The organism is Candidatus Gracilibacteria bacterium, assembly GCA_041661045.1.
Classification (GTDB): domain Bacteria; phylum Patescibacteriota; class Gracilibacteria; order UBA1369; family 2-02-FULL-48-14; genus 2-02-FULL-48-14.
The window spans coordinates 1,017,650-1,039,133 of sequence record JBAZVE010000001.1; the positions used below are offsets into that span (position 1 = coordinate 1,017,650).

At 49.1% G+C, this 21,484-nt stretch carries 14 protein-coding genes and 4 pseudogenes; 4 read left to right on the forward strand and 14 right to left on the reverse strand.

Annotated features, from left to right (window positions below; genetic code table 25):
- Positions 1-3: 3 nt before the first annotated feature.
- The 5 genes and pseudogenes from WC777_04975 to WC777_04995 all read right to left on the reverse strand — a co-directional run bounded on the left by WC777_04975 (position 4) and on the right by WC777_04995 (position 8,491).
- A complete protein-coding gene (locus tag WC777_04975; GenBank protein ID MFA6024534.1) occupies positions 4-1,458 on the reverse strand; it encodes a tetratricopeptide repeat protein in 1,455 nt (484 codons plus the stop codon).
- A complete protein-coding gene (ruvC, locus tag WC777_04980; protein MFA6024535.1) occupies positions 1,352-1,936 on the reverse strand; it encodes a crossover junction endodeoxyribonuclease RuvC in 585 nt (194 codons plus the stop codon). Before ruvC ends, WC777_04975 begins: the two co-directional genes overlap by 107 nt.
- A 100-nt stretch (positions 1,937-2,036) precedes the next feature.
- A pseudogene (gene pyk, locus WC777_04985) lies at positions 2,037-2,999 on the reverse strand (pyruvate kinase).
- On the reverse strand, positions 2,969-6,793 hold the full coding sequence (locus tag WC777_04990) for a right-handed parallel beta-helix repeat-containing protein (protein ID MFA6024536.1): 3,825 nt from the start codon (positions 6,791-6,793) through the stop codon (positions 2,969-2,971). Before WC777_04990 ends, pyk begins: the two are co-directional and overlap by 31 nt.
- A gap of 78 nt (positions 6,794-6,871) precedes the next feature.
- The gene (locus WC777_04995) at positions 6,872-8,491 is read right to left on the reverse strand and encodes a hypothetical protein (protein MFA6024537.1); all 1,620 of its coding nucleotides are present in this window, start codon (positions 8,489-8,491) and stop codon (positions 6,872-6,874) included.
- 134 nt (positions 8,492-8,625) lie between these two features.
- On the opposite strand from WC777_04995, the gene WC777_05000 reads away from it, so the two are divergent.
- The gene (locus WC777_05000; protein MFA6024538.1) at positions 8,626-9,726 is read left to right on the forward strand and encodes a hypothetical protein; all 1,101 of its coding nucleotides are present in this window, start codon (positions 8,626-8,628) and stop codon (positions 9,724-9,726) included.
- A 14-nt stretch (positions 9,727-9,740) separates the two neighbouring features.
- Here WC777_05000 and glmS read toward each other — a convergent pair whose 3' ends face one another.
- Positions 9,741-11,519 (reverse strand): glutamine--fructose-6-phosphate transaminase (isomerizing), encoded by a 1,779-nt coding sequence (gene glmS, locus WC777_05005; protein ID MFA6024539.1) that lies wholly within the window; start codon positions 11,517-11,519, stop codon positions 9,741-9,743.
- A gap of 187 nt (positions 11,520-11,706) precedes the next feature.
- On the opposite strand from glmS, the gene WC777_05010 reads away from it, so the two are divergent.
- Positions 11,707-12,003, forward strand: a complete 297-nt coding sequence (locus tag WC777_05010) for a hypothetical protein (GenBank protein MFA6024540.1) — start codon at positions 11,707-11,709, stop codon at positions 12,001-12,003.
- Here WC777_05010 and WC777_05015 read toward each other — a convergent pair.
- Positions 11,983-12,999, reverse strand: a complete 1,017-nt coding sequence (locus WC777_05015) for an aminopeptidase P family protein (GenBank protein MFA6024541.1) — start codon at positions 12,997-12,999, stop codon at positions 11,983-11,985. The genes WC777_05010 and WC777_05015 overlap by 21 nt on opposite strands.
- 110 nt (positions 13,000-13,109) lie before the next feature.
- Here WC777_05015 and WC777_05020 point away from each other — a divergent pair, with 110 nt between their 5' ends.
- On the forward strand, positions 13,110-13,556 hold the full coding sequence (locus tag WC777_05020; protein ID MFA6024542.1) for a hypothetical protein: 447 nt from the start codon (positions 13,110-13,112) through the stop codon (positions 13,554-13,556).
- Here the strand turns inward: WC777_05020 and ruvA are convergent.
- The 6 genes and pseudogenes from ruvA to gyrA form a co-directional block, all read right to left on the reverse strand.
- Positions 13,542-14,105 carry a Holliday junction branch migration protein RuvA gene (gene ruvA / locus WC777_05025; GenBank protein ID MFA6024543.1) on the reverse strand — a complete coding sequence of 188 codons (564 nt, stop codon included), beginning with the start codon at positions 14,103-14,105 and terminating at the stop codon, positions 13,542-13,544. The genes WC777_05020 and ruvA overlap by 15 nt on opposite strands.
- 25 nt (positions 14,106-14,130) lie before the next feature.
- Positions 14,131-15,216, reverse strand: a pseudogene (gene tgt / locus WC777_05030) (tRNA guanosine(34) transglycosylase Tgt).
- A gap of 6 nt (positions 15,217-15,222) precedes the next feature.
- Positions 15,223-15,402 (reverse strand): hypothetical protein, encoded by a 180-nt coding sequence (locus WC777_05035; protein ID MFA6024544.1) that lies wholly within the window; start codon positions 15,400-15,402, stop codon positions 15,223-15,225.
- Positions 15,403-15,450: 48 nt separating this feature from the next.
- Positions 15,451-15,594, reverse strand: a pseudogene (gene rpmE, locus WC777_05040) (50S ribosomal protein L31).
- 158 nt (positions 15,595-15,752) lie between these two features.
- Positions 15,753-16,991 (reverse strand): annotated as a pseudogene (locus WC777_05045) (PKD domain-containing protein).
- On the reverse strand, positions 16,885-19,536 hold the full coding sequence (gene gyrA / locus WC777_05050) for a DNA gyrase subunit A (GenBank protein MFA6024545.1): 2,652 nt from the start codon (positions 19,534-19,536) through the stop codon (positions 16,885-16,887). Before gyrA ends, WC777_05045 begins: the two are co-directional and overlap by 107 nt.
- A gap of 138 nt (positions 19,537-19,674) precedes the next feature.
- Between gyrA and WC777_05055 the strand changes: the two genes are divergently transcribed.
- Positions 19,675-20,769, forward strand: a complete 1,095-nt coding sequence (locus WC777_05055; protein MFA6024546.1) for a hypothetical protein — start codon at positions 19,675-19,677, stop codon at positions 20,767-20,769.
- Positions 20,770-20,979: 210 nt separating this feature from the next.
- On the opposite strand, the gene WC777_05060 is transcribed toward WC777_05055, so the two are convergent.
- The gene (locus WC777_05060; protein MFA6024547.1) at positions 20,980-21,450 is read right to left on the reverse strand and encodes a hypothetical protein; all 471 of its coding nucleotides are present in this window, start codon (positions 21,448-21,450) and stop codon (positions 20,980-20,982) included.
- Positions 21,451-21,484 lie beyond the last annotated feature (34 nt).

Sequence of the window (21,484 nt, forward strand, 5' to 3'; positions counted from 1 at the left end):
TTCCTAAAATCAGACCCAAGATAAAACACAGGAAAAGAGAAGGGAGCATCATGGATTTTCTTGCTCGCTAAGGTTTAAGGCGTTGTATTGCTTCGCGGCTTCAATGCTGAGCGCGTCCCCGGGATTGGCCAATTCGTAGGCTTTTTTGAATTCCCATTGTGCTCCATCCTTGTTGTTTTGGGCTAAACGCAGCAGCCCTGCGGTGTAATGGGCAATGGCCAGGTTGGGATCTAGATCAAAGGCGGAGTCGATGGCTTCGTTTGCTTCTTCCAGTTCTCCTCGGCTCAAGTGCACGGCCGCCAAGGCGGCATAGGCCTCTGCATTTTGCGGAAAGCTGCTGACTCCCTCTTTTGCCAAGGTCAGCGCTCGGTCGAGATCCCCCAGTTCTTCCATGGATAAACGGAGGGCTTCTTCAAACAGCGTAAAGTCACCGGCATCGATTTTGGTGAGGTATTCGTATGCGGCCAGCGCATCTTCGTAGCGGCCGAGTTTATTTTGGCTCTCCGCCAATTTGCGATATGCCTCACCCTCAGGTTCGAAGTCATAGAGCAACGCCAACTCAAATGCATCCACGGCTTCCTCGTATTCTTCTTGTTCAAAATGAGCCAGTCCCAAGAAGTAATGCGTCTCCGGTTTTACGGCGTCCAACTTTTTAGCTTGTTTGAAGGCGTCTTCCGCTTCCATAAATTTCTCCATTTTCAGTTCGGCATAGCCCAGGAGTATCCATACATCCCGGTAATCGTTTTTTTCGTTCAAAATTTGGAGGCCCAAGTCTTCCGCCAAAGGATATTCGTCCGCATCAATCAATGCTTTGGTGAGCAGAGCTTTTAAGGTGATGAGCTGAGCGCCTTGCTGCTCTTTGTATGTTAAGAAAGCACTTTGAAAGGGTTGGATGAGCCCATTGGCCAAGTTCCCACTCAAATCCGCGGCTTTTTCGATTTTCCTTTCGGCTTCTTCAAAGTTTCCAAAGGCCATTTCGATGAGTCCCAAATAAAATACAGTGGCCTGATCTTCGACATTGCCTTCCTCCAATAGTGATTTTGCCGCAGCAAAGTCTTTCACTCGCATGAGTCCCACGGCCACCGCTACGCGCGTTTCATCGCTGGGTCTGAGTTCGTAAGCTCTTTTAAAGCTTCCCAGCGCGTCGGCATAGGCCCCCATTTTGAGATACGCTCCTCCGAGTTTGGAATATGCTTCCTCTTCGCTTTCTTCCAAGCTGATGGCTATGGAGTATTCCGCTGCCGCCAGCTTATAATAGCCGTTTTCAAAAAGTTGGTCGCCTTTGGAAAGGCGCGTTTCATAATTGAGGGGGAGGTCTGCGGCCGGGATTTGGAGGGATTCTTCTAAAAGATTAGCCTGGAGCAGAGGTTTTGCAAAACTCACAAAGAGGAGAGCGAGCGTCAGAAAAAGGAATGAGGAAAGGGCGATGAGTCCAATTTGAGTGGCGCTGTTTTTCATGGGGTCATCTTATCGTAGCGGCAAGGGTTAGGGCAAGGCTTAGAGCATCGGCAGCGTCGTCAGGTTTGGGCACTTGTTTGAGATTGAGTTCCAGCATGACCATTTTTTGAATGGCTTTTTTATCCGCGCGCCCATCACCCGTGAGGGCGCGCTTCATGGCGCTTGGACTGATTTCGTGCACCATGAGCCCGGCTTCTTCCAATGCCAAAATGATCACGCCGCGGGCGTGGGAAACTTGAATTCCCGTCGTAACATTCTTTGAGAAAAAAATTTGTTCAATGGAGCAGATGCTTGGCTTGTAGTCACGGATAATTTCACTTATATCCGTATGGATTTCTTTGAGTCTTTCCCCCAGAGGCCGCTTCGCGGCCGTACGCAAGACTCCCACGGTGAGGAGCTTTTTCTCTTTTTTTGCATTCATTTCTAAAACGGCAAAACCGGTGGTGGCGAGGCCGGGGTCTATTCCAAGAATGCGCATGGCCTCAGTCTACCCGATGCACTCAAGAAGAAAAGAGTTCGTGATCTTCTTTCAGTGCTTTTTCGCAAATCTCCGCGATGCGCGCCAGGGTTGCCACCGCTTCTGTGGGATAGGAACCCACGGCGGTTTCATTGGAGAGCATCACGGCGTTGGCTCCATCAAAGATGGCGTTGGCGGCGTCGCTCACTTCCGCTCGCGTGGCTAGCGGGCTTTTGATCATGGACTGCAAAACTTGAGTGGCGATGATCACCGGTTTTTTGGCTTTTCGGCAGAGGGCGATGATCTTTTTCTGTTCCACAGGAACTCGTTCCGCTTCAATTTCAATGCCAAGATCTCCTCGCGCCACCATGATCCAATCGGAGGCCTCAATGATTTCTTTTATTTTCTTGAGCGCTCGAGGGCGTTCGATTTTTGCAATGATTTTCACTTGCTTCGCCCCGAGCTCAAGCAAAGCTTTTCGCACTCGTTCAATGTCCTCCGCCTTCTCCACAAAAGAAACGGCCACGCAATCGACTTTTAGTGTTTTCACCCCAAACTCAAGGTCCTTTTGATCCTTTTGATTCAGCGCTTCGGAGGCGGGGAGTCGAGAGTCCGGAATATTGACCCCTTTGTGCGACTTTAAAACCCCTCCGATTAAAACTTTGGCTTTCACGAAGCCCTTTTCTTTGGATACAATTTTTGTTCGAATCAAGCCGTCCTCAATCAATAAATGGTCGCCTTCTTCCACCACTTCCGCCAAGGGAGGATAGGGGAGGGGAATGCAGTTTTCTTGTTTTCCTTTAGTGCAAAAATTCAGGACTTGGCCTTTTTTCACCTTAATGCCCTCCGGGGGGAGGTCTCCCAGGCGGATTTTTGGCCCCTGTAAATCTTGCATGATTTCTATTTTTTGACCACTCTCTTTTTCGGCGGCGTGGATGTTTTTCACGATCTTTTTAAATTGGTCGTAAGAGCCGTGTGAAAAATTGAGGCGAGCCATATTCATGCCCGCCTCAATGAGTGCTTTAATTTCTAGTTTTTCTTCCGTTGCAGGCCCTAGAGTCGCAAGGATTTTGGTCTTTCGCATCAGTTCTTAAGTTTACGGTTGTGGTAGAAGAGCCCGAGTCCGGCCAAGCTGGCGAGCACCGCGAGAGTTCCCAATGCAATCACCCAAGGAGAAGTGGTTTCTCCACTGATGAAGGCGGTGTTGGTCACCGTGAACTTGATTTGTGTGGGGCTACTCTTGGCGCCGGTTTCCAGGTCCATAGCGTACCATGTGGCCGTGTGCTCTCCAAGTTCCAGGTTTTCCACCGGTCTTGCGTACACGGTTTGTTCCGCGGCATCGGCAATCAAGGTTTGGCTGTATATTGTGCTTTGCCATGCAATCATGATCATGTAATCGTCTGCTGCTTTTAGTGCAAGGGAAGGACGGCGTTCATTCACTACCGATCCATCTTGTAATCCCAAACTGATGTATTGAGGTTTCTTCACATAACTGACCACATTGAGGGCCAATGATCGTGAGAGTCCGTTTACAGAGTTCAGATTTTTACCGGTGGTGAGGATCACGGTGTGTTCTCCTTCGGCAAGTTCGCTTGAGCTTAAGAGGACGAAACGACCTTCTTCATCGGACTTTGTTTCTCCAATGAGAACCAATTCGTTCTCAGCATCCACTTCGTAGGCTTGAACGGTTTCTTCTTCTGCGGCGGCGTGACCGATGAACAGCACTTGGCCTTCCTCCACAGTATCTCCATCCTTCACATTCACCACATTGAGCATTTCAGCGGCGGAGGCGGGGGTGGTGACAAGGGGGTCTGTTCCATAGTGGAGCACTTCATCTCCATCACTGAGCCCGTCGCCATCACTGTCTTCATCTTGAGGATCGGCATCAATAGTGAGTTCATGCAAGTCTGATAGACCGTCTTCGTCGGAATCGATGGACCCCAGAGAATCCGTGATTTCTTCGTCTTCAATGTAGTCGATGAGGATTTGTGGATCTACTTCCTGTGCGGTGTAGGCGAGGGGGGTCTCATCTACGGTATCGCTGATTCCATCTCCATCACTGTCGGAGGATTCAGGATCGGTTCCTGTCTCAAACAGTTCGAGAGTATCGCTGATTCCATCTCCATCGGTATCCTCTTCATAAATATTTCCTCCACCGATGAGCTCCTCCCAGTCGAGGGTTCCATCTCCATCCGTATCTCGGGTGCCGTTGAGCACCTTGTCTTTAATAAAGAGATTGATGAGGATTTGAGGAACACCTTGAGGATTTTTGTTTCCAAAGAACTTGGTTTCAAAAAGCTTGAAGTTGTACTTCCCTTCTCGAACAGGTTTTTCAGGGAGACCGTCTCGAATGCTTTTAATGGTGATCGGTTCCACGAATTCATAGATTCCACTGAAGAAACTTCGTACGGTAGCATCCTCTTTGATGGGCTTCGTACTTGTGCTGGTGCTGCTGCTGGAAGATGAGCTGCTGGAAGATGAGCTACCGCTGGAAGAAGAACTGTCGCTGGAAGAAGAACCGCTGGTGCTGTCTTCCGAACTTGTGGATTCACCGGTTTCTTCTTCAACAACGGCTTCTCCTTCTTCCTCTTCTCCGGCCATGCTTTCTTCTTCCCCTTCTGTTTCGGTTTCAATCAATGGGGGAGTAGTTGGTTCGACTTCCTCTTCGGGTGTGGTCTCTTCCTCAGGTACGGTTTCTTCTGCAGGAGGGGTTTCCTCTTCATCTGGAGAGGACGATCCTTCTTTATAGATACTGGCTACCGCTGCGGTGGAGACCTGGGCCGCGCTGTCCACAATGGTGATGCTGAAGGAATTGCTTCCCACTACCGTGTTCACATCCACAAAGCCTGCTCCGGCCCCATCCGTATCTTGTCCGCTGTCCGCCCCATCTACGAAAATACTGGCGGTGGAGTCTGTTCCTGTGACGGTGATGCGAGAAATATCTCCAATCCCATTTGCATCATAACTGAGAGTGGGGGTGGCTGGAGTTTGATCAATCGTTTCTGTATCGAAGGCACTGGTGCTCCCCCCTGCGTTGGTTTGAGTGGCGTCGATGGTGGTTCCGGAATAGGTTCCTGCAATGGTCCAAGCTCCCGCTCCATCTGCGGTGGTGGAGGTGTTCCACACTCCATCCATATAAATATCGATGGTCGCACTGGCGCCTGAGGTTCCGGAAACAGTTGTTTCGTTGGCGGTGGTGATCACGGGAATCGCAATGCTGTCATTGGAAGTTCCGCTTCGGGTGATATAAGTATAAGATCCGGACTTAAAGGTGTTTCTTCGAATGCTGTTCCCGTTTGAGGCGGTGGCCACCAGCAAAACTCCGGATTGTCCGTCCACTGCTTTAATGATGTTGATGGCGTCGTCCACGGTGCCTCCAATGGTGGTGTTCACCGTGGATGCCCCGAGCTCAATGGCGTTTCCCGTGGTATTCATGGCATCAGTAGTTTCATCCGCCATCTTACCAATGATGTTTCCGGCAATGATGGTTCCACTGCCATTGTCTATTTGAATTCCCTCCGCATTTCCGCTGATGATGTTTCGTGTGCTGGGAACGGCGGAATCTCCAATCTCACAGGTGTCGGAATCTTTAATATAAACTCCAATGGATCCATTTCCTAGAATGGCGGTCCCCGCACTGTTGAGTCCAATGGTGTTCCCATGAACTTCGGTGCTGTCTGCGCTGTCCCAAACATAAACTCCATAATTAGTATTCCCGGAAATTTTGTTGTCAAAAATATCATTTCCCGTGGCGTTGGGTCCCGTGATGGTCACCCCGGTTCCTCCGTTGGCCAAGGCTGCAGTCCCTGCGGAATTGAGCCCGATGACATTCATTTGAATGAGATTGGTGTTTGCCGTGAGGACCGCTCCATCCACCAAAATTCCTGCTTGTGTGTTACCTGAAATCACATTTCTTTTGTCGCTGGTGGCGCCTCCAATGGTGTTGCTGGAAGAGGTGACATACATTCCGTGGCTTCCATTCCCGAGGTCACTGTCATCGGTTCCGAGTCCGATGTCGTTGGTTTGGATGACGCTGGAACCCGTGCCCACATTGATACCGTAAACCGTGTTGCTCACGATGGTGTTGTTTTTGATGGTCAGCGTGGTGGAGGTTCCTCCAATTTCAATTCCGTCTCCGGTGTTCCCGGCTGCGGTGGTTCCGGTGGCAGTTCCAATGTAATTGTAATTAATGACGATTCCACTGGAGGCTCCCAATACTTGGATTCCGTCCGCTCCGTTGGAGTAGATTTTGTTGAGTCCGGAAGAGGCGGCGTTTCCAATGTTGAGCGCCGTGGAGTTGGTCACACGAATTCCTGTTGAAGTGTTGGAGTAAAAAGAAGAGTTCACAATGTTTCCGCCGGAGGCGCTGATGTTGAGACCAACCCCTGCATCATGAACGGTCACGCCTTCTCCCGCACCGGTTCCTCCCACGGTGATTGAGGTCACAGAGGAGAAGTAAATTCCTTGAGTGCTTCCTCCAATACAAGTGATTCCCTTTACTGAAACAGTGTTGAGGGCACCTCCATCGGTGAAGTCGAGACAAGTGGTGAAGCCGGAAGCGTCGATGGTGAAGTTGGGAGCGGTTTGTCCACTGATGGTGAGGTCTTCCGTGATGGTAGGCAATAAACTGGCCAAGGTCACGGTTCCGGTCACGGTGAAGTCAATGGTGTCGGCACCCACACTTCCATTGGCATCCGTAATGGCCTGACGGAACGATCCCGCACCTGCATCATCCGTGTTGGTCACGGTGTAGGTGGCGGCATCCGCGCCCGGCACTTGCATCCATGCTCCCACAAGGAGCGCAAACCCCGCAATCAAGAGGGGTCTCAACCGTAAATAATCCTTAAACAATTTGGGTTGAGGGACGAAGTTTGCCATAGCGTGGGTTTTTATTTTTTAAATCTTTTCATTTTACCACAAAAAAGCCCAGCTTACAAGGGTCGCTCTATGATTGAATTATGATTCTGCTGCTGCAACTACGCCAACTGCAGCCACATCCTCTCCAAAAGTGAAGTACCCATCCAAGTCAGACGGAGCTTCAAGTAAGTAAAAGCCGGTCGCACCCACATCCATTGACTCTTGTTGATCTACAAGTAGGGTCATTCGTTCAAACAACAATGAGGCACTTCCATTCGGATCCAATGCGTCGAGGTAATGGCCTCCCTCTTGAGCCGTTGTGAGTGAGAACGGTCTTCCTTCCGTGTCGGTAGCCAACACGGAATTCCCCGATGGATGGTCACAGTCTGAGTAGGGGGCTAATCCAGTTGTCTCCATCGTTTCCGCTCCTGTTTGAATGTTGGCTGTGACCCAGCCGTTGTCGCAACCGTCTCCTTCTTCGTATCCCGCTGAATCGTATATTCCTGGGAGTGAGTCTCCACCGACCTTTCTGAAATGTCCGTCATGTGCGCGATAGACACTCTCCAAGAACATAGAGCTTATACTGGTTCCATCCAGGTTGACGCAGGCAATGGCACTTGTTCCACCCTCTTCCTGTGGAAAGATATAAGTGGCGCAAGCCACGTCACCTTCTTCGGAGACTGCGACTGAGTTGTTGTACCTTACTTTAAGGGCTCCGTCTGCATTAAAATTGCTTTCGGGAAGTCCGCTGTTCGCTCCACTGAGAACCACAACGGCTTCTTCACAGACTCCATCTTCTTGGCAGCTTACGGTAATGATTCCGCCGTCCTCTAAGGGAATATCATCTTCTCTTTCTGTTACTTCGGCACCGGCGGCCACAACTAAAAACGATTTAGAATTTTCTTGAAATCGAATAGCTATTTCATGGTGAATTTTCAGTTCTGGGGGAAGTGTAAACAGGGTCGTTACCATGGCGTTTTCATCTCCATTGAGAGGAATGCATGCCATTCCATTCTCGTCCGGTAGTATGAAGCAAGCGTTTTCCCACTCTTGATCCAATACGAGTTTATTCATACTTGGCCTTCCTTTCATTTCTATTAATCCCGTTGTTTCAAAGCCTCCGGTGTTTGAGTTGAATTCATTGACGGTGAATATTGTTGCGTCGGGAAGGCTGAGAGGTTGGGTAAAAATAACTCCGGTTTTAATGGTATCGCTGGCGGCTTCTGGGGCACCTCCTTCATTGGTTTGAAAACGATCCGGGTCTAAAATAGGTTCCTCTTGTGAATCTGAAAAACCTGTGTAGGCGACGCAGGAGGAGCCTTCTTGTTGAAATCTAATCTGAATATTGCCGGAAAAAGGGACAAAGTGGCCTCCTCTGGTTAAGTCTAAATCTCCCGCAGGGAAGGTAGGAGTGCAGTACGCATCTTCATTGCATATTTGTGCAGTGGTACCTTCCGGTAAATTTGCCAATACGGAGGAGTTCAGGGAGGCAATTTGGATTTGACGCCCAAACTCTACGGTGCTGCCATCCTTTTCTTGAATGTCGCTTCCCAAGGTATCTTCGATGAGATCTACCACCGGGATATGGCTGCTAAGGTCCCCCAAACTGCATTCAGTATCACCCCCTCCACTGGTCGCAAAAGGAGACGCTTGTTCCGGAGTACAGGCGGAAATCGCGCCCATAACTATTGCTGCCGAAATCATATTACGAGGCTTCATCTTTCAGGGGTAATTCGTTTATCATCCTCATTATGTGCGAAGGGCTTGCTAGAGTCAAGTTTATGTTTCGGAATGGATTCTTGTTGGAAAGGACTTGTGGGTGTAGTATTGAGGTCCTTCATCCCCCCCTCCTTATGGCTCACTTTTCTCCTCAATTTATGCTTTTGAGTGCTTGCGTCTTTTTGGGTGCGTGTGCGACGCCGGATTTGGAGGTGAATGGAGGGACTTCCTCTTTGGAGGGGCAGCCCGTTGTTGAAGAGGTCTCTTCTGTTGAAGAACCGCCTTCTGCTACAGAGCCCTTTTTGGCTCGGATTGTTTTTGCGGGAGATTTGGCGAATGGGGAAGGGTGCGCGGATCATGGAGCGGACGATAAATGTGATCTTTTTGAGGCGGAGATTGATTTGGACTCCGGGGAGGTTTTCTCGGTTCGTCAGATTACGGATACCCCGGTGAGTGAATCGTACCCGGCCTTGGCGCCCAATGGAGCAATGGCTTACTACAGCATTTTTAAAACGGCCAGGGAAAAGGATATGGGCTTTGTGGACCTTGAGAGTGGTGAGACCGGGGTTTTATTGGCCGGGGCCACTTGGCCGGAAGTGAGTCCGGATGGGGATGTCTTGCTGTATGTGGCTAATCAAACAAAAAAAATCATGCAAGCCACTTTGAGTGCAGATGGACGGTCTTTGAGCGGTGCTGCTGAGCTCACGGGTGTTGCGAATCAACAGGACCCTGATTTTTCTTCGGATGGCAGCCTTGTGGTTTTTCATGACACCAGTGCCGGAGAGGGGGAAGGAGCGGTTTACAATATGGAGACGGAAGAAACGGTGTTTTATGAATCTCGATCAGGTCATTGTACTTTTGGAGCATTGAGTTTCCTCACGGTTTGTGACAATGTTTCCGCCGGAGGTCTTTTGAGCCGCTTGTATGAAGATGGTCTTTTTGGGGACATGGAGCTCTTTGTGGCGGATCAAAAACCCTCCGTTCTCAAGGATACGGATCCCGCTTTGGGGGACTGCCGGGGAACCAGTTTCAACTATCCTTCGTTTTGTGGAGACGACGAGCATCTTCTGGTGAGCACTTCCTGCAATCAAGGAGGTTCGGTGAGTTTTTCTCGCTTGTTTATTATTGATCTCACTGAAGAAGATCCACAGTATTATCCTTTGGGGATGAACTTGGAAGAAGCCTATGCCGGTCCCGGACAGAGTTCGTGGACGGTGGCGTGCATGGCGGAATAAATCTTGAGGGCTGCTTATTTCACCGTTACGGATTTTGCCAGATTGCGCGGCATGTCCGGATTGTTTTGGCGCGCCACGGCCAACTTGTAGGACAAAATCTGAATGGGGATGAGGTTCATGATGGGCGCGGCGGCGCCGGCACTGGGCACCTTGATCCAGGCGTCGAAAAGCTCGGCGTTTTGAGGTGAGACTCCAATCAGGAAGGCGCCGCGGGCTTTGAGCTCCATGGCGTTGGACAGAATCTCTTGGCGGTATTCATCGTCGGACGCAAAGACGATGCAGGGAGTCCCTTCTGAAATCAGGGCAATGGGCCCGTGCTTCAGCTCGCCTCCGGCAAAACCCTCCGCGTGAATATAGGAAACTTCCTGCAGTTTGATGGCGGTTTCCAGTGCGATGGGGTAGTTCACATCACGGCCAATCACCATGATATCGGCGGCGGTTTTAATTTGATCGGCCAGGGCTTCGATGTGTTCCTCGTACCTGGGGTTGAGCATATCATTCAATTTCCCGGCGGCTTCAATCAGCATGGTTTTTCCTTCGTCGAGGCGGCCGGCGGTAGCGTAGGCCAAAAGGGTGAGGATGGCGAGTTGGGAGGTGGTGGCTTTGGTGGAGGCCACGGCTTTTTCCGGCCCGGCTTTAAGCGGCAAAACAATGTCCGCCAGGCGAGCCATGGTGGAAGTTTCCACATTTACAATGGCCACAATGGTGGCTCCTTTTGCTCGTGCCAGCTCCAAGGCTTCCAGCGTGTCCGCCGTTTCTCCGGATTGTGAAATAGCAATCACTAGGGAGCGATCCGTCAGGAAGTGTTTGACGCTTTTAAACTCCGAACCAAATTTCGTATTGATATGTTTTTTGGCCACATTGGCAAACAAATACTCCGCGGTCATGGCCACTTTTCCGGCGGTTCCACAGCCCACGATGTAGGTTCCGTACGCATTCTTTATAGCCGCCGCTACTTTGAGCAGGGTCTCTTCGTTGGAATTGATGGCGCGGGTGAGGGTTTCCTTTTGCTCCATGATTTCTTTGATCATGAAGTGGGGGTAGTCGCCCTTTTCGGCCTCTTCTTCTTCCCAATCGATGGAGATCAGGCGCTTTTCGATGGGTTGGAAGTTGCTGAGGTCGAAGAAACGGGCTTGTTCGTCCGCCAAAATCACCATCTGATTGTCGTCCAGATACATGATTTCCTTGGTGTATTCCAGGAAGGCGGGCACATCGGAAGCCAAAAACAGGGCGCCGTCTGCGGCCTTGCCGATGATGAGCGGCGAGCCGCGGCGAGCCGCAATGACTTTCTTTTCTTTTATATGCATGGCCACCACGGCGTAGCGCCCGGTGACTTGTTTGCTCGCCCGTCTGAACGCCGCTTCAAAACCTTCGTCCATACCCTGTTCGATGAGGTGTGCAAACACCTCACTGTCCGTTTCCGACCGGAACTGATGCCCCTCGGCGATCAACTTTTCCTTGAGTTCCAAATAGTTTTCAAAAATTCCGTTGTGAATGATCACAATATCCTGATTTTCCGTGGTGTGCGGATGTGCGTTGTACTGCGTCACCCCTCCGTGCGTGGCCCAACGGGAATGCCCCATGGCCATGTGCGTGGGTCCACTCATCGATTCACCCAAATGAATCACCTCCGAAATCTTTCCCACATGCTTTTCAATCTCAAATTCCCCGTCCGCTTGCTGCGCCGCAATCCCCCACGAGTCATACCCGCGGTATTCCAGCTTCTTCAAACCCTTCAGCACAATTTCCGCCGCTTTTTCCGATGGTCCGAGATAGGCAAAGATTCCACACATAAAGTAAAAACTTAAAAGACCCGCTCATTCTAAGCCAATTGTATAAAAAGGGAAGGCTTATCGCGATGGACTTCGCAGGATATCACTACATTTTACTGTCTTGAGCCACCCCGTGTCCCTATTGACACGATTGAATAAAGTTGATAAGTTCCAGCTCGTTGCTGTTTAAATCTTTTAAATTTTTCTTATGGGGATTGAAACTAAAGATCTTCTGACTGTCGACACTAGTGGTGCGTCTGCTGAGGACTTGAGTCGTTTGGTCGCTTGTTTTGGGCCTGCAGTGGAAGAGGGATTGCCACGAACTTTGGCGATCGTAAACCTCAAAGTTTTGCAAGTGACCGATACAGGAGAAGAGGGTGCTCCTTCTGTTAGTCCCCGGACATTTATGAATCTTGTCGTTTCCTTCCCAGGTGAGCAGACCGTGACCGCTCCTTTTGATGCAGAGCGTTTAGCGGCTTTGCAATTATCATTGCCATCCAGCTAACTTTTCGAACTTGGTGAAGTTCTCATATCCTGTTTTGGTAACTCTTCCCATGTCTTCGATGCGGACGCCGAAGCGGCCGGGGAGGTAGATGCCGGGTTCCACGGTGACGATCTCATTCTCCTTTAGGATGTCTTTGCTGCGGGAGCTGAGGCCGGGGGATTCGTGCACATCTAGGCCAATGCCGTGGCCTAGGGAGTGGCCGAAAAATTCCGCGTCGGAGCCCATGGATGTGCGGGCGATTTTGTCGAGATCGGCGCATTTCACGCCGGCTTTTAGAGCCTTGATGGCCTCCATTTGCGCGTCGAGCACCTTAAAATAAACGGTTTCCTGCTCAAGCGTGGGCGTTTTGGTGAAAAATGTTCGAGTCATGTCGCTGCAGTAACCCTTGTACTTCATTCCCATATCCACCAGCACCATGTCGCCCATTTTGAGTTTCTTGTTGGTGTTTTGATGATGAGGGGTGGCGCTGTTGGGCCCAAAGGCAATGATGGGTTCAAAGGAAATGTCGTCTGCGCCCAGATCATGGCCAATGGTTTTGATGCGCCAGGCGAGTTCTTGTTCCGTCACACCATTTTTGAATAACTTTATTATTCGCTTAAGTGTTTCCTCGTTTATCTCTTGCGACTTTTTGAGGTTTTTAATTTCCTCCTTGTTTTTGATGAGACGGAGCGTTTCGATGGGAGTTTTGATGGGGGTAAACTTCACTCCTTTGAGGCGTTTTTTCCAGTTTTGCAGCTCTTGCACCGTGAGATGATTGGCTTCAAATTCCAGGGTTTTACCGGCCAGTTTTTTGAGAGTTTTTTCAAAGTCTTTATTCAGCTCTATGAACTGGAAGGGAATCCTGGTTTTGGATTTTTCCAGGGCTTCCGCAAAGCCGCGATAACGAAAATCCGTGAAGAAAACATTCTTCCGTGGGCCGAGCAGCATGAACCCGTAGGTCCCCGTGAAGCTGATGAGGTACTGAAGATTGGTGAGATGGGTGATGAGTTTTGACATGATTGTATTGATTTTACTCCACCATTTTAGTTCAGTTCTGGTGTGAGAAGATAGAGATATTACTTCCCATATTCCTTGTGAAATGTTATGATTCGTCCTAACCACTAAAAATGGAACTTAGTAAAGGTGTTCTTTTGATTGATGATGAGCCGAGGTTTCGTGATGGAGTAGCTGAACTTTTAAGCCCGGTGCTACCCTCGCCGTGGTTCTTCTTGGCTCCGGAAACTTTGAAAGAAGCTTTGGAGGTTGTGATACAGCCTCAGATAGTTTTGGCATTGGTGGATCACACTTTGAGTAGTCATGGTTATCAAGAGCTTCAATCCGGATCGATGAATCCTGGAAACATCCGTGGCTTTGAGGTTTGTAAGCGGATACTGGCTGTTCGCACGGATCTTCCAATCGTGGCCTTTTCGAAAGGCAATAATGGAACTATGCGGACACTTTCGACTTTTCACTTCGATAGAAAACAACATCTGTTGGATCAAGAGGTGAAAGAGGTGAGGGCTGAGTTCGTAAACTTTATGCTTACTCTAATAGGTGGGCTAAGCCCTCTGTAAAAAGACACGAATGAGGGCCTCGGTATCGAGGTCCTCTTTGATTTCGGAGAGGACTTTTTGGATGTGGTGGCGCTTGTAGCCCAGGTTTTCGAGGGCGGAGATCACATCGGGATGGACTTCGGTGCTTGGAGTGCTGTTCACGGCGGCGTTTAAATCGGTGGGAGTAATTTTGCCTTTGAGTTCCAGCACCATGCGTTCCGCGATCTTTTTTCCGATGCCCGGGATGCCGGTGAGGGCGGCCAGATTGCCGCTGAAGATGGCGTTTTGGATTTTTTCCACGGGTTCGCAACAAATATCCATGGCACTTTTGGGGCCGATTCCGTTTATGGTTAGTAGTAATTCAAAAAAGCTGAGCTCATTTTTTGTTCGAAATCCATAAAGGGTGAAGGCGTCTTCACGAATGTGGCTGTGGATGAAGAGTTCGACTTCATCTTTTCCTTCGTCCAAAACGCTTTTGGGCACCCAAATGTGGTAGCCCACGCCATTTACGAGCAAAATAATTGTTCGTTCATCGTGATCAAAGACTTGTCCCTTCAGGTAACGGATCATGGGTGGAGAGGAAAGAGGCGAGGAAGCTTTTTTTAAAGTGTAAAAAGTCTCCTGCAGCGATATGATAGCGAATTTGTTTCATAAGGTGAAACAGAAATGCAATGTTGTGCATAGAGAGCAGACGCATGCCCAAGAGTTCATTCTCCACCATCAGATGGCGGAGGTAGCTTTTGGAAAATTCTTGGCTGGCGTGGCACGGTATTTCCGGGCAGAGTGGGCTTTCCTCAAACTTGTATTTTTCGTTAAAAATGCTGTGTCGGCCGGTGAAATCCCAAAAAGCTCCGTGGCGGGCGAGCCGGGTGGCGAGCACACAGTCAAACATATCGATTCCACGGCTCACGGCTTCCAAGATATCATCCGGTGTACCCACGCCCATAAGGTAACGGGGCTTGTTCTCTGGCAGGTGAGGGATGGCCCAGTCTATTGCACTAAATTTTTGTTCAAAGCTCTCTCCCACGCTCACACCGCCGATGGCGATACCAGGCGTACCCAGATTGGCGATGAATTTTGCGGACTCCTCCCGTAAGTTTTTATAATGACTCCCCTGCACAATGGGAAAAAGGGCTTGATCCTCACGGGTTTTGGCCGCCAAACAGCGCACTGCCCAAGCATGAGTGCGTTCCATGGCTGTGCGGGCGTAGGCTTCGGTAGCGGTGCCCGGCGCACATTCGTCAAAAGCCATGATGATGTCGGCGCCCAGTTCTTCTTGAATTTGAATGGCCCGTTCCGGAGAAAAGAAATGTTTGGTTCCGTCCAAATGGGACTGGAATTCCACGCCGTCATCCGTGATTTTGCTGCTGTCCCGCAAAGAAAAGACCTGAAAGCCTCCCGAATCGGTGAGGATCGGCTTGTTCCAATTCATCCACTTGTGGAGGCCGCCCATCTTTTTGACGAGCTCGGAACCCGGGCGCATGGCCAGATGGTAGGTGTTGGCCAAAATGATTTCACTTCCCAAATTCTCCAAATCTTTGGTATCCAAAGACTTCACCGTGGCTTTGGTGCCCACCGGCATGAAAACAGGGGTTTGAATGGCTCCGTGCGGTGTACTCAAAACACCCAAACGAGCTTGGCACTCGCCGGACTTCTGCTCCAGAGTGAATTCAAAAGCCATAACAATTTACGCTTCGAGGGAGACTTCAGCAGAGGCCGCTTTTTTTGCTTCTTTCGCTTCCTTGGCTTTTTCTTCCTTAGCCTTCTCTTTCAAGATTTGAGCGGAAAGCTCTTCATTCACCTTATCTTCCAAAGTTTTCTTCTTTCGTACTTTTTTATCGCGAGCTACGGTTGAAGCACCTGCCATTTTTTGACGGAATTTATCTACGCGACCTTCGGTGTCGATGAGCACCTTCTTACCGGTGTAAAAAGGGTGACACTGGCTGCAGATTTCCACGCGGATTCCTTCTTTGGTGGATCCAATATTGAAATCGTGCCCACAGTTTGCGCACTTGACGGTGGCTCCTGGGAAGTACTGAGGGTGAATGTCTGTTTTCATGGTTTTTTCTTAGTTTTAACAGGTTTGCTTCTGCTCTTGGCTGATAAAGCCCGCCGATTATAGCGATAGATGATATAGAACGCAAGCAAAACGAGGAATAAGCTGAATCCCAAAGCCTTAACAAGGAAACCGTAATCAAAAACTCGTACGCGTATTTCCATGGAATCAGATTGGCCTTTATCATCGGTGACCGTGAGCGTTGCAATTTGTAAACCGGTGGTGTCGAAACTTCGTGTTACTTGAGCCCCTTCCACTTGTTCTTCGCCAAATTGCCATACGAATTTCACTATCTGTCCATCATCTTGTGAAGCAGAGGCGTCAAAGTTGATTTCTTCTCCCAAACTGGCAATGATCACGGATTGATTCACTTGCGCGATTGGGGAGGGGTCGGAGGGGTCTGGATCTTCTTCGTTGCTCATTTCATCTCCATCAATATCTGAGTCCGTGTTGTCTCCCGTGCCGTCACCATCGGCATCAAACCATTCGCTTGCATCCGTGGGGAAGGGATCTTCTCCGTCATTTTTACCATCGCCATCTGTATCTGGATTGACTGGATTCGTATTTTGATTGGGCTCTTGATTGTTGAGCACGCCATCTCCATCTAGGTCTTCATCGGTTTCATCAGGAAGGCCGTCCCCGTCTTGGTCTTTGGTGTACCTGGAATCTTCCGGCATTTGATCTTGTAGATCGGGAGTCCCGTCATTGTCGTCATCGGTATCCTTGTTGTTGCCCTGGCCGTCCCCATCCGTGTCTTTGGACTCCGAGGAACTGATTGGGAAGGCATCTTCTTCATTGTTTACGCCATCTCCGTCTTTATCGGGATCGGTGGCATTGGGGATTCCATCGTGATCGGTGTCTTGTTGAACGGTGACTGTCTTTTGAATGGTGTTGTTGCCGGGGTTGTCGGAAGTGCCATCCCATGGAATCACCGTGACCGTGACCGTGTAGTCCCCGTAACTGGGAGGAATCCAATCCACAAAAACCTCATCGGTTTTTCCGGCAAGGGCGGAAATGGGTTGATCGCTTCCAATGATGCCATCTTTGCTCGTGAAACGAACGGTTCCCAACAGATCATTGGGGCTGGCATTTTGTACCGAGGCCCAAATACGGGTGGGAACTCCTTCAAAAAAATAGGAATTGCCAAACCACACGCTGGCTTCTGAAATCACCAAATCTCCACTCACGGCAAGCGCCGGATGAATGGGGAAAAGGATCAGCACAGAAAGCGAGAGGACGAGCAGGGTTAGACCTGATTTCGTCCAGGAGAGGAGGTTTTTCATAAATGGCGGTTTATGAGATAAGCGTGGCTTGTTCCTCTGTTTCCACTTCCTCTGCGTCTCCCTGATTTTCCGGGATCTCGCTTTGAGCAATGAAAGACATGGAGGCAACTTTATCATCCCCCTTCACACGCATTAGGTAAACCCCTTGTGTGGCACGGCCTCGGCTGGGGACGCTGTCCAAATTGGTTCGAATCATCACGCCTTTTTTGGAAACAATCATGATGTCGCCCACGGTCTCGGGTTCCAAAACCTTGGCTCCCACGAGTTTTCCGGTCTTACTGGTGAGGTTTGCGGTTTTCACTCCACTTCCTCCACGCGTTTGGAAGCGGTACTCCTCGATTGGAGTGCGTTTTCCAAGTCCGTTTTCCATCACCACAAAGAGATCGGCATTGGCGGATTTTACGGTATCCATTTCCACCACTTCATCTTCGGCGCGCAGTTTGATTCCGCGAACTCCCATGGAAGCTCGACCCATTGGTCTTACATCTTCTTGATCGAATTGAATGCATTTTCCTTCGTAAGTCACAATCATGATGTGATCCCCCGTGCTGGTTTGTTTCACCCAAGAGAGGGAATCATCTTCTCGCAGTTTGATGGCAATGAGTCCGGATTTTCGTACTGCCTTAAACTCAGCGACGGCTGTTTTCTTAACGGTTCCTTTTTTGGTCGCCATAAAGAGATAGTCACCCCCGAATTCTTCGTTGGTCACCACGAGCATGGCCGTTACGAACTCTTCTTTGGTGAGTTGGATTAGGTTGATGAGAGGAATCCCTTTGGCCTGTCGGCTGGCCTGAGGCAATTCGTACACGGGGAGTTGGAATACGCGACCGGTATTTGTGAAGAAAAGCAATTTATCGTGATTCTTGGCAAAACGCATGATTTCGATTTCATCTTCTTCTTTGGTGCTCATGGCCACTTTGCCCTGACCTCCGCGTTCTTGGCGGCGGAAAGCGGTGGGGGGAACGCGTTTTACATAATTTTCCTTGGTGAGCGTGACCACCATTTCCTCGTTGGGGATGGTGTCTTTTACAGAGAAATCGCCCAAAGCATGGGGCACAATCTCTGTACGCCGTGCGTCGCCGTAAGCTTCTTTGATTTCCTCGAACTCTTTGACCATAATCTTCTCCACTTTCTTGGTGTCGGCCAAAATGCCTTCCAGTTCTTCGATGAGGGCCATTTTCTCCTTGAGTTCGTCTTCAATTTTGCTGCGTTCCAGTCCGGCGAGCGTTTGGAGACGCATTTCCAAAATGGCTTGAGATTGGAGATCGCTCAAATTGAATTTCTTCATGAGGGCGTCGTGCGCTTCTTCTTTGGTTTCACTCTTACGAATGGTGTCGATGACGGCATCAATATTGTCGAGCGCGATTTTGAGACCTTCCAGAATGTGAGCGCGGGCTTTGGCGATTTTGAGTTCGTAAACGGTTCGTCTCGTGATGACTTCCTTGCGGTGCTTGATGAAGTATTCCAGCACTTCCTTTAGATTGAGTAGACGAGGGAGGAGTCCATCCACCAAGGCAATCATATTCATATTGAAATTCGACTGCATGGTTGTGTACTTGTAGAGCTGATTGAGGATTTTGCTTGGGTAGGAATCCTTTTTGAGTTCGATGACGATTCTCATTCCCTCTCGATTGGATTCATCCCGAAGGTCGGAAATACCCACGATCTTTTTATCGGTCACCAATTCGGCTATTTTTTCAACCAAGGTGGCCTTGTTGATTTGATAGGGGATTTCGGTCACGATGATGCGATGACGGCCATTTTTCTCCTCTTGAATTTCAGCTTTTGCGCGAACGGTGATTCCGCCGCGACCGGTGGTGTACATTTCTTTGATTGCTTCGCGGCCGTAAGCCGTGGCTCCGGTGGGGAAGTCGGGTCCTTTGATGAATTCCATGAGCCCGTCGATGTCGATTTCTGGATTTTTAGCGAGCGCAATGAGGGCTTCCATCACTTCCGTGAGGTTGTGAGGAGGAATATTGGTGGCCATACCCACGGCAATACCCATGGTTCCGTTGAGCAGCAATTGAGGAATTCGAGTCGGGAGCACGCGGGGTTCACTGTGTCGTCCATCGTAGTTTGGAATAAAGTCCACGGTCTCTTTTTCGATGTCGGCCAACATTTCATCTGAAATCTTCTCCATCTTGGACTCGGTGTAACGCATGGCCGCGGCATTGTCTCCGTCGATGGATCCAAAGTTTCCCTGACCTCGAATCAATGGATAGCGCAGTGAAAAATCTTGGGCCATACGGACCATGGAATCGTAAACCGCTTGATCTCCATGAGGATGGTATTTGGCCAAAACTTCTCCCACCACAGCGGCTGATTTTCGGAATCCGGCACTGGACCGTAATCCGATTTCTTGCATCGCAAACAAAATACGGCGGTGCACCGGTTTCATACCGTCTCGAACATCGGGAAGCGCACGAGAAACAATGACGCTCATGGCGTAATCCAGGTAGCTTTCCTCCATTTCATCCACCACATTGCGAGCCGTGATTTTTCCTTGCGCAAAAAGCTCAGTGGAAGGCTCGGGTTCCGCCGCCAAATGTGCCGCCGTTTCTTTAGCATCTTCTTCACTTTCCACTTCTTCGGATTCTTCGGGCTGCTCTTTGGGGTCTTCGTCCTCGGGGTTTAGGTTTTCTTCAATTTTCTTTTTAGCCATAGAAATTTAAAAAGGAATCGCGCGTAGTTTATCACAGCTCTTTGGAAGGTGGACTATAAGGACTTGACATCTCGTGCTTTTTGTTTATTATTTGGACTTGATTTTGTCCGGTGTATTTATTTCTATATTCTAAAATCTATGGGTTCCGATCACATGGATCATGCAAGAATGGAGGTTGACGAGCGTGCTTTAAATGAAGTGGATACGCTTCGCGTTTCAATGGCAAAAAACAAGTTAATGAGTCTACTTCATGGCTTGTTTTTACCGGATCAGCCTGGATCTGCTACTTCTCTGGCACATCCTGTTTATCGCCCCGAAAACGGTGCCGATGTTGAAGCTCAGCAAATTGAGGAAATGAAAGCTAATATTACCAACTTTTTTACTCGAAAATATGATGCCTTTGCAAATGAGCTTGAGGGTTCAATTGCTTTGATTCATGAAAAACCAACGGGGCTTCGAGTTGGTCGCGAGCTGACGCATAGAACCTCTTCAATCCTCAGTTTGTTTAAAGGTGCTTTGGATAGGCAGGCGGAAGATTTGTTTCAGTTGTTTTTGGAAAAATGGAAGACTGAAGGCCCCGTTTCACTTGCCATTAAGCAAGCTGTTTTCACAGAAACAGAGCGGCAGGAGTTGAGACAAGCTATAGCTGGAGTTCAGCGATTTTTTGGTTCATATGGTTACTTATCTAGGCTTCCGGCAGAAACTGCAAGTTTTGCTACACTTACTGAGGAAATAGAATTGCGTGCTTCCATGTTGGCCAATTTGACTGAACGACACGAGAGAATGAGCCATGATCGGAATAGACTTGAAAAACAAAGAGATAGGTTCGCTGTTGTAGCCGCCTTGGCATCTATTACAGCTTTGTTGTCCTTTGCCTCTCGAACGAATGGAGTGGAAGAAACGCCGACTATTGATCTTTCTCAGGAAATGGCCGCTGCGTCTACTGAGCCGGCACTGGTACCTGAGAGTGCACATACTCAAATTTCAACTCAGGAAAGTCATTCCAAAAAGGGTGTCTGTGATGTTTGGCGAGAATTTACCAGTTTGGCCCAGCTTGAATCAGCTGGATGTATGGTAGCACCAAGACCTTGCCATGATGACTCCGATGGTGCGTCTGTGGGATGTCTGACCTCGACATACGATTTGCAGTGTTCCACAGCGAACTTGATGGTTACTGAAAGCCTTCCTTCGAATCCTGTTTCTATCCGTTGTACTCCTTTGGATAAGCGCTAGAGTTTTCAGGGTTCGCCTAAACAGCGCCCGTTGAGCCCATTTTAAAAATAAAATGGCTTGTTTAAGCCACAAATCGAATGAAAATCTGTGCGTGCGCACTGGTGTTTTTGCGAACTTTCTTTTTTTCGGTCTTTCCCATTTACTCACTCAAAGTGCTTAAAAACCCCTCCATTTGGGATGGGATCTGTGACACTCAGGGGACTACAAAATTTATGTTGATAGCACGATAGAGCCTTTACAGCCTTGGTAGGGTCAAGGGAAACGCCATGTCATTCGGGCTCTTTTTTGTTTTAATTCACTCTCTTCTTCTGGTGAAATCTTACCCTTAAACCCTACCGTTTTAAGCTCACTGACATCAAATCCACAGTAGAAAAAGAGTCTAGTCCATGGGCTCATTAAGTGAAAGTACGGATCGCCAATCTCATCTTTTGTGGGGTTCAACCAATATCCGTTGCGCATAAAATCCACCAGTTCTCTAAGAGTGTAACCTGCCATTCTGAGCATTCGCCATTTTTCCTCCCCATAGTCAAATACTGCATTGAATGCGACCTTTATAGGTGCGCCACTCTCCCTGAGTACTCTCAAAGAGTGTGAACTCTCGAAACCGCCCCTTTCTGCAAGAAGGTGCCTTCGTTCTTCAAGTGGATCTTCGGATAAAATGGGTTGATTAGAGAGTGTCATACTTGAATGGTATCATAATTTACAAATATGGCAA